The organism is Gryllotalpicola sp., assembly GCF_027352875.1.
Lineage (GTDB): Bacteria > Actinomycetota > Actinomycetes > Actinomycetales > Microbacteriaceae > Gryllotalpicola.
Map to the genome: position 1 here is coordinate 1 of NZ_DAIEII010000072.1, position 8,088 is coordinate 8,088.

General features: G+C 65.4%; 7 protein-coding genes, 1 tRNA gene, 1 rRNA gene and 1 pseudogene. 9 read left to right on the plus strand and 1 reads right to left on the minus strand.

Annotation, left to right across the window (positions count from 1 at the left end):
- Nucleotides 1-421: 421 nt before the first annotated feature.
- From M7D61_RS08625 to rplA, 8 genes and pseudogenes are all read left to right on the plus strand, one after another.
- Nucleotides 422-829, plus strand: coding sequence for a MaoC family dehydratase N-terminal domain-containing protein (locus M7D61_RS08625; protein WP_298229548.1), 408 nt, complete (start codon nucleotides 422-424; stop codon nucleotides 827-829).
- Nucleotides 829-1,245 (plus strand): MaoC/PaaZ C-terminal domain-containing protein, encoded by a 417-nt coding sequence (locus M7D61_RS08630; RefSeq protein WP_298229550.1) that lies wholly within the window; start codon nucleotides 829-831, stop codon nucleotides 1,243-1,245. The genes M7D61_RS08625 and M7D61_RS08630 overlap by 1 nt, the downstream gene beginning before the upstream one ends.
- Nucleotides 1,242-2,282 (plus strand): UDP-N-acetylmuramate dehydrogenase, encoded by a 1,041-nt coding sequence (locus M7D61_RS08635; protein ID WP_298229552.1) that lies wholly within the window; start codon nucleotides 1,242-1,244, stop codon nucleotides 2,280-2,282. The genes M7D61_RS08630 and M7D61_RS08635 overlap by 4 nt, the downstream gene beginning before the upstream one ends.
- Nucleotides 2,283-2,706: 424 nt before the next feature.
- Nucleotides 2,707-2,779: transfer RNA gene (locus M7D61_RS08640), tRNA-Trp, on the plus strand.
- Between the two features lie 42 nt (nucleotides 2,780-2,821).
- A complete protein-coding gene (gene secE, locus M7D61_RS08645) occupies nucleotides 2,822-3,088 on the plus strand; it encodes a preprotein translocase subunit SecE (RefSeq protein ID WP_298229554.1) in 267 nt (88 codons plus the stop codon).
- A gap of 25 nt (nucleotides 3,089-3,113) precedes the next feature.
- Nucleotides 3,114-3,830, plus strand: a pseudogene (gene nusG / locus M7D61_RS08650) (transcription termination/antitermination protein NusG); the annotation flags it as partial.
- A 74-nt stretch (nucleotides 3,831-3,904) separates the two neighbouring features.
- Nucleotides 3,905-4,336 (plus strand): 50S ribosomal protein L11, encoded by a 432-nt coding sequence (rplK, locus tag M7D61_RS08655; protein ID WP_298229556.1) that lies wholly within the window; start codon nucleotides 3,905-3,907, stop codon nucleotides 4,334-4,336.
- Between the two features lie 14 nt (nucleotides 4,337-4,350).
- Nucleotides 4,351-5,040, plus strand: a complete 690-nt coding sequence (rplA, locus tag M7D61_RS08660) for a 50S ribosomal protein L1 (RefSeq protein WP_298229558.1) — start codon at nucleotides 4,351-4,353, stop codon at nucleotides 5,038-5,040.
- A 122-nt stretch (nucleotides 5,041-5,162) separates the two neighbouring features.
- Here rplA and M7D61_RS08665 read toward each other — a convergent pair whose 3' ends face one another.
- Nucleotides 5,163-6,533, minus strand: a complete 1,371-nt coding sequence (locus M7D61_RS08665) for an NAD-dependent succinate-semialdehyde dehydrogenase (RefSeq protein WP_298229560.1) — start codon at nucleotides 6,531-6,533, stop codon at nucleotides 5,163-5,165.
- A gap of 574 nt (nucleotides 6,534-7,107) precedes the next feature.
- Between M7D61_RS08665 and M7D61_RS08670 the strand changes: the two genes are divergently transcribed.
- Nucleotides 7,108-8,088: ribosomal RNA gene (locus M7D61_RS08670) — 16S ribosomal RNA — on the plus strand; the annotation flags it as partial.

Below are 8,088 nucleotides of genomic sequence, written 5' to 3' on the forward strand. Positions count from 1 at the left end.
CGAGCGACCGCTCGCAGCACATCAAGGACCCCTGGGAGCTGGATTCGTCCTTCAACGTCACGGGCGGCTTCTCCGCGGAATAGCCGATCAGCGTGAAATCTCGCGTTTCGAAGTCTTCCTGTCACCTGGCTGCCGCCCGCGCCGTGGACAACCCGGTGCGCCCGATGTGGAGAAACACAACATCTAGGGTAATGACAAAGGTGTCATTCCGGGTATATAGTGGTTCTACCGCAAAACGCGGTACTACGTGAAGCTTCGAAGGAGGCCCTCATGGACTACGAAGGCGACAGCATCGGCGGCTACGCGGTTCCCGTCGACCCGATGGACCTTCTGCAGTGCGAAAGCTGCCAGTAAGGCTCCCCATCTTCGAGAAAGGCCCTGCTTCGGCGGGGCCTTTCCTCTGTTTAAATAGACTGACTTCGTGACCATCAATCTCGCCCTCGAGGGCCGCACTCTGCCCCCGACCGTGCCGTACACGGTGGGCGTCGAGAAGATCCGCGAGTTCGCCCGCGCCGTGTTCGCCGGCGACACGACGGGCGCTGTGGCGCCGCCGACCTTCGCGATCGTCATCCAGCAGCTCACCCTCGACCAGCTCCTCGACGACCCCGACGTCGGCATCGACTTCAGCAAGGTCGTCCACGGCGACCAGCACTTCGTCTACTCGCGCACCATCGTGCCGGGCGACGAGCTCACCGGGCAGCTGACGGTGACGAGCGTCAAGTCCCTTGGCGGCAACGCGATGATCACTGCCGATACCGTCGTCACCGACCGCGACGGGGCGCACGTCGTGACGGCGACCTCGACGCTCGTCGTGAGGGGCGGAGACTGATGGCCGACCTCGCCGTGGGCGACGTCGTCGCCGAGGCCGCTTTCCACCTCACTCGCGAGTCGCTGGTGCGCTACGCCGGGGCATCCGGCGATTTCAACCCCATCCACTACCGGGACGATGTCGCGGCCTCGGTCGGCCTTCCGGGCGTGCTCGCCCACGGCATGCTCACGATGGGCGTGGCCGTGCAGCCCGTCGTCGACTGGGCAGGCGGCGCCGAGCACATCGTCGACTATCAGGTGCGCTTCACGAGGCCGGTCGTCGTCGACCCGGTCGAGGGTGCGACGCTCGGCGTGGTCGCCACGGTCGGCGCGCTGCCGACCGACGCCGACCCGGGCGTCGTCCGCATCGATCTCGCGGTGACCGCGGCCGGGCGGACGGTGCTCGGCAAGGCGCAGGTGCGGGTGCGGCTGGCGTGACCGGGCCCCGGCTGGCCGAGCTGACGACGCTGCGCGTCGGCGGCGCGCCCCTGAGGTACCTCGCGCCCGCCACCGAGGCCGAGCTCGTCGCCGCCGCGAGCACGATGCTCGAAGACCCGGATCCGCACCTCGTCCTCGCCGGAGGCTCCAACGTCGTCGCCTCCGATGACGGATTCCCCGGCACAGTGCTTCACGTCGTCACCCGCGGCATCGAGCGGATCGATTCCGCCGACGGTCTCGTGCACCTGCGCGTCCAGGCCGGCGAACCATGGGACGGCCTCGTTGCCGACGCCGTCGCCAACGGCTGGAGCGGCATCGAGGCCCTCAGCGGAATCCCCGGCTCCGTCGGAGCGACTCCGGTGCAGAACGTCGGCGCCTACGGCGTCGAGGTCGCCTCGGTGCTCGTCGGAGTCGACGTCGTCGCACCCGGTGCGGCCTCGGCCCGCCGCCTCCCGGCCTCCGAACTCGGGCTGGCCTACCGCAGCTCGATCTTCAAGCGGGGCTTCGAGGGGGTCATCGTCGCCGTTGAGTTCGCGCTGACGCCGTCGCTGGTCGGGTCGGTCGCCTACGACCAGCTCGCCGCGGTGCTCGGCACTGACGTCGGCCACGCGGCCCCGATCGCCGAGATCCGCGAGCAGGTGCTCGCGCTGCGTCGTTCCAAGGGCATGCTGCTCGACCCGGCCGATCACGACAGCTGGGGTGTCGGCTCCTTCTTCACGAATCCCATCGTCTCCGAGAGCCTCGCGCGCACTCTTCCCGAGGACGCGCCGCGCTGGCCGGTCGCTCCGTCCGAGCAGCCTGATGACGGGCCTGTCCTCGTCAAGCTCAGCGCCGCCTGGCTCATCGAGCATGTCGGAATCCGGCGCGGCTTCGCGCTCGCCGGCTCGAGAGCGGGCATCTCGTCGAAGCACACCCTTGCGATCACCAACCGCGGGGGAGCGACGGCGGCCGAGGTGATGCAGCTCGCCGTGTTCGTGCAGTCGCGGGTCGCGGCCGATTTCGGCGTGCTGCTCGCACCCGAGCCTGTCATCGTCTGAGCCGGTGGGACCAGTTTCGGGGGCGCGCTCCGTCGGCGGCCGGGGCAGTCAAACCTCCGGTACCGCCACCGTGGTCAAGGTCGCGGTGGGCGACACGGCGACTGCTGGTGGGCGAGACCCTAGCGACTGTCGAGGCGACCGCGCTCGGGGCGGCGGCGATGGGATGACACGCTCGTCTCCGGCTCGAGCCCGGCGGTCGTGGTGTTCAGCATCCTGCTCTCGACTGGGATTCGCCAGTGGCTTCCCTGACTGTCGGTCGAGTGCGCCGCGGACCGATGGTGGCGCGGCGTGCGCCGGCAGCCGAGCGGGGCCCGAGCTCTGTTTTGTGCCCGTCTCCCGCGCACCTAGACTGTTCGAGGCGGTTGAAAAAGAGCCAAGCTTCGTCGCGCCCGGAAGCGGGTGTCGGGTTCGATTTCGTACGTCTAGGGCGGTGGCTCAATTGGTAGAGCAGCGGTCTCCAAAACCGCAGGTTGCAGGTTCGAGTCCTGTCCGCCCTGCAAGTCGGCGTTTTCGCGCCGACCCATGAAAGGTAGAACCAGGTGGCCCGAAACGTGATCGACGAGCCCAGTGAGGACGTCGTCGCCGTCGCCAAGAAGGAGCGTGCGGCTCGCCGCAACCCCTTCTCGCGGATCGCCCTGTTCGTCCGACAGGTTTTCAGCGAGCTGAGGAAGGTCGTCACGCCCACGCGCGGCGAGCTCTTCAGCTACACGGGCGTCGTGCTGATCTTCGTGGTCATCATGATGGCCATCGTGTTTGGTCTCGACCAGCTGTTCGGGTGGCTGGTCCTGGTCGCCTTCGGCAAGTAGAAGCAAGAGGTAAGAGATCGTGTCCGACATCGAGAGCGAATTCGACGAGCAGATCGCCATCGACGCGCCCGGGGCTGAGGTCGTCGACGCGCCCGCATCCGACGAGCCGGCCGCGCCGGTCGAGGCCGACCCCTACGAGGCGTTCAAGCTCGAGCTTCGCCTCAAGCCGGGCAAGTGGTACGTCATCCACTCCTACGCCGGCTTCGAGCGGCGCGTGAAGTCGAACCTCGAGAACCGCATCCAGTCCATGGGCATGGAGGACTACATCTTCGAGATCCAGGTCCCGATGGAGGACGTGGTCGAGATCAAGAACGGCCAGCGCAAGATGGTCAACCGCGTGCGCATCCCCGGCTACGTGCTCGTGCGCATGGATCTCAACGAGGACAGCTGGTCGGTCGTCCGCCACACCCCTGGTGTGACCGGATTCGTCGGCAACGCGCACAACCCGACTCCGCTGCGTTTCAACGAGGCCTTCGAGATGCTCAAGCCGACCCTCCAGGTCGAGACCGCACCGGTCGGCAAGGCCGGCGCGAAGGGCGGTAAATCGGCGTCGCGCTCGGTCGTCACCGAGATCGACTTCGAGGTCGGCGAGACGATCACCATCAAGGAGGGCTCGTTCGCCGGGCTTCCCGGAACGATCAGCGAGATCAAGCCCGAGAGCGGCAAGCTCACCGTTCTCGTCTCGTTGTTCGAACGTGAGACCCCGGTCGAGCTCAGCTTCGACCAGGTCACCAAGCAGTAGGCTTCCCCAGTCCACCACCGGCAATTCGGCCGCGTGGGAGAGGGCCTCCGGGCCCTCGTGAGAAAGGTAAAGAAATGGCAGCGAAAAAGAAGGTTACTGGTCTGATCAAGCTTCAGATCAATGCCGGCGCCGCTAACCCGGCCCCGCCCATCGGCCCGGCGCTCGGTCAGCACGGTGTCAACATCATGGAGTTCTGCAAGGCGTACAACGCGGCGACTGAGAACCAGCGCGGCAACGTGATCCCCGTTGAGATCACGGTGTACGAGGACCGCAGCTTCACGTTCATCCTTAAGACCCCGCCCGCCGCGGAGCTCATCAAGAAGGCTGCCGGCGTCCAGAAGGGCTCGGGCACACCGCACATCTCGAAGGTGGGCAAGCTCACCCGCGAGCAGGTGCGCGCGATCGCCGAGCAGAAGATCGTCGATCTCAACGCGAACGACATCGAGGCCGCCGAGAAGATCATCGCCGGAACCGCCCGCTCCATGGGCATCACTGTGGACGCGTAAGGGAGGAACCGACAATGGCACAGAAGTCCAGGGCATACCGCGCCGCGGCTGAGAAGATCGAGGCCGGCAGGTTCTACAGCCCCGATGAGGCCGTAGCCCTCGCGAGGGAGACCGGCTCGGCGAGGTTCAACTCGACCGTCGAGGTCGCGCTGAAGCTCGGCGTCGACCCCCGCAAGGCCGACCAGATGGTGCGCGGCACCGTCATTCTGCCGCACGGCACGGGCAAGACGGCCCGCGTCATCGTCTTCGCGACGGGCCCCGCGGCCGAAGCGGCGCTGGCCGCCGGCGCCGACGAGGTCGGCGGTGACGAGCTCATCGAGAAGGTGGCTGGCGGCTACACCACGTTCGATGCCGCCGTCTCGACCCCCGAACTCATGGGCAAGGTCGGCCGGCTCGGCAAGGTCCTCGGTCCGCGCGGCCTCATGCCGAACCCCAAGACCGGGACGGTCACGCCGGATGCGGCCAAGGCCGTCTCCGACATCAAGGGCGGAAAGATCGAGTTCCGCGTCGACAAGCACTCCAACGTGCACTTCGTCGTCGGCAAGGCGGGGTTCACCGCAGACCAGCTGCAGGAGAACTTCAAGGCCGCCCTCGACGAGATCCAGCGCGCCAAGCCGTCGGCCTCCAAGGGTCGTTACATCCAGAAGGGCGCCGTCTCGACGACCTTCGGCCCAGGCATCCCGCTCGACGTGACGGTGCTGTAAGCATTCCGCAAATGAGGAACGGCCCCGCTTCCGCGGGGCCGTTCCTCATTTCCTCGGGTTCCGCGCCAGGCTCCGCCCGTTCGCAGGATCAGCCCGTGGCGATGGTTCACCGGACGGCAGCCCTAAGCCAGGCCGATCCGGATGAGCTTCTTGTTGACGAACTCGTCGGCGCCGAAGCGGCCGAGTTCGCGACCGAAGCCGCTGCGCTTGACCCCCCCGAACGGCAGCTCGGCGCCGTCGGCGAGCACGAGGTTGACGTAGACCATGCCCGCGTCGATCTTGTCGGCGACGCGCAGCGCCTGCTCGGGATCCGTCGTGAATACATACGAGCCCAGGCCGAACGGGGTGTCGTTGGCGACGCGGATCGCCTCCGTCTCGTTCGCGGCCTTGTAGACGGATGCGACGGGGCCGAAGAACTCCTCGCGGTACGCGTCGCTCTCCGGAGAGATGTTCGTCAGCACGGCCGGCGCGATGAAGTTGCCTTCGCGACCGCCGTTCGAAACGAGTGTCGCCCCCTGGGCGACCGCGCGGCCGAGCTGCTCCTCGAGGCGATCGGCGGCGGCGGTCGACGAGAGCGGCCCGATCGGCGTCTCCGACGAGGTTGGATCGCCCGGGGTTACTGCGGTGAGGGCAGCGGTGAACTTCTCGAGAAACGGCTCGTAGAGGTCCTCGACGACGATGAAGCGCTTGGCGGCGTTGCACGACTGCCCGGTGTTGTCGAGGCGGGCTTCGACGGCCTGCTCCACGACGGAGTCGAGATCGTTCGTCGACAGCAGGATGAAGGGGTCGGAGCCCCCCAGTTCGAGCACGACCTTCTTGAGGTGCTTGCCGGCGATCGCGGCGACCGAGGTACCCGCTCGCTCCGAGCCGGTGAGCGAGACGCCCTGTACCCGAGGGTCGGCGATGACGGTCTCAATCTGCTCGTTGGTGGCGTAGATGTTGACGTACGCGCCGGCGGGGAATCCGGCGTCGAGATAGATCTGCTGCAGCGCCGCGGCCGACTCGGGGCACTGCGGGGCGTGCTTGAGCAGGATGGTGTTGCCGATGAGGAGGTTGGGGCCGGCAAATCGGGCGACCTGGTAGTAGGGGAAGTTCCACGGCATGATGCCGAGCAGCACGCCGACTGGACTCCTGCGCACCACGGCCGTGCCCTCGCCGGCGAGCAGTTCGATGGGTTCGTCGGCGAGCAGCTTCGCCGCGTTGTCCGCATAGAAACCGTAGATGCTGGCGCAGAAGTCGACCTCGCCCAGAGCCTGCTCGATCGGCTTCCCCATCTCGCGGACGATGGTCTTGGCGAGCTCCTCGCGGCGCTCCGAGTGCAGTTCCCCGACACGTCGGACGAGCGCGGCGCGCTCCCCGGCGGTGGTCGAGCGGGACCAGCCGCGATAGGCGGCTTCGGCCGATGTGATCGCCTCCTCGATCCCCGCATCAGTGATCGTCGGATACTCCCTGATCGTCTCTCCGGTTGCGGGGTTGACCACGGCGTAGACCATGGAATCGATTCCTCTCATCGTGGCCTCGCACAGTGCTGTTCGAGCGCCCGGTCGGTTGTGACATCTCACGATATAACGGCGGGATTCCGCGGGAGCAACGGCCCCCGACACCCGACACGCCCGGGCCACCTGCCTCGATTTGCACCCCGCGGAAGGCGTGACTAAGTTAGTAACTCGTCGCCCCAAAGGTGTGAGAGCGCGAAAGCTGCTCCGCCTCAAGTAGTGACAATCCGGCGCCCGAGAAGGCAACTCGAACGAGTGCTGATCGAGGCGCCTGGAAGGCCGAAACGGCATCTCGAGTGATTTGATCGCGCGGGGCTCCTGCTGCTAGGCTAGAGAAGTTGCCCCGGGGCGACACGAGACAGCTGCGCTGGCTCGTAGAACCCGGGTGCGTACGGTCCTTGAGAACTCAACAGCGTGCACATTGTCAATGCCAATTACCTCGTGCGCTCCATTCATGGAGTCGCAGAGATTCCTTTGGATTGAACATAACGAATGTCAGTAGATATTCGTTTTCAGTCAGATCGAACTCGTCGGCGTGTCGCATTTTCCCGCGGCTCACCGGCACCAATTTTTTATGGAGAGTTTGATCCTGGCTCAGGACGAACGCTGGCGGCGTGCTTAACACATGCAAGTCGAACGATGACGGCTGGAGCTTGCTCCGGCCCGATTAGTGGCGAACGGGTGAGTAACACGTGAGTAACCTGCCCTTGACTCTGGGATACGCGCTGGAAACGGCGTCTAATACCGGATAGGACTTTGAGAGGCATCTCTCGAGGTGGAAAGAATTTCGGTCATGGATGGACTCGCGGCCTATCAGCTTGTTGGTGGGGTAAAGGCCTACCAAGGCGACGACGGGTAGCCGGCCTGAGAGGGTGACCGGCCACACTGGGACTGAGACACGGCCCAGACTCCTACGGGAGGCAGCAGTGGGGAATATTGCACAATGGGCGAAAGCCTGATGCAGCAACGCCGCGTGAGGGACGACGGCCTTCGGGTTGTAAACCTCTTTTAGCAGGGAAGAAGCGAAAGTGACGGTACCTGCAGAAAAAGCACCGGCTAACTACGTGCCAGCAGCCGCGGTAATACGTAGGGTGCGAGCGTTGTCCGGAATTATTGGGCGTAAAGAGCTCGTAGGCGGTCTGTCGCGTCTGCTGTGAAAACCCGAGGCTCAACCTCGGGCCTGCAGTGGGTACGGGCAGACTAGAGTGCGGTAGGGGAGAATGGAACTCCTGGTGTAGCGGTGGAATGCGCAGATATCAGGAAGAACACCGATGGCGAAGGCAGTTCTCTGGGCCGTAACTGACGCTGAGGAGCGAAAGCGTGGGGAGCGAACAGGATTAGATACCCTGGTAGTCCACGCCGTAAACGTTGGGCGCTAGTTGTGGGGACCATTCCACGGTTTCCGTGACGTAGCTAACGCATTAAGCGCCCCGCCTGGGGAGTACGGCCGCAAGGCTAAAACTCAAAGGAATTGACGGGGGCCCGCACAAGCGGCGGAGCATGCGGATTAATTCGATGCAACGCGAAGAACCTTACCAAGGCTTGACATATA

Coding starts and splice junctions, on each gene's coding strand:
- M7D61_RS08665 (WP_298229560.1), bottom strand. CDS start 6,533: ATGGTCTACGCCGTGGTCAACCCCGCAACCGGAGAGACGATCAGGGAG.
- rplA (WP_298229558.1), top strand. CDS start 4,351: ATGGCACAGAAGTCCAGGGCATACCGCGCCGCGGCTGAGAAGATCGAG.
- rplK (WP_298229556.1), top strand. CDS start 3,905: ATGGCAGCGAAAAAGAAGGTTACTGGTCTGATCAAGCTTCAGATCAAT.
- M7D61_RS08630 (WP_298229550.1), top strand. CDS start 829: ATGGCCGACCTCGCCGTGGGCGACGTCGTCGCCGAGGCCGCTTTCCAC.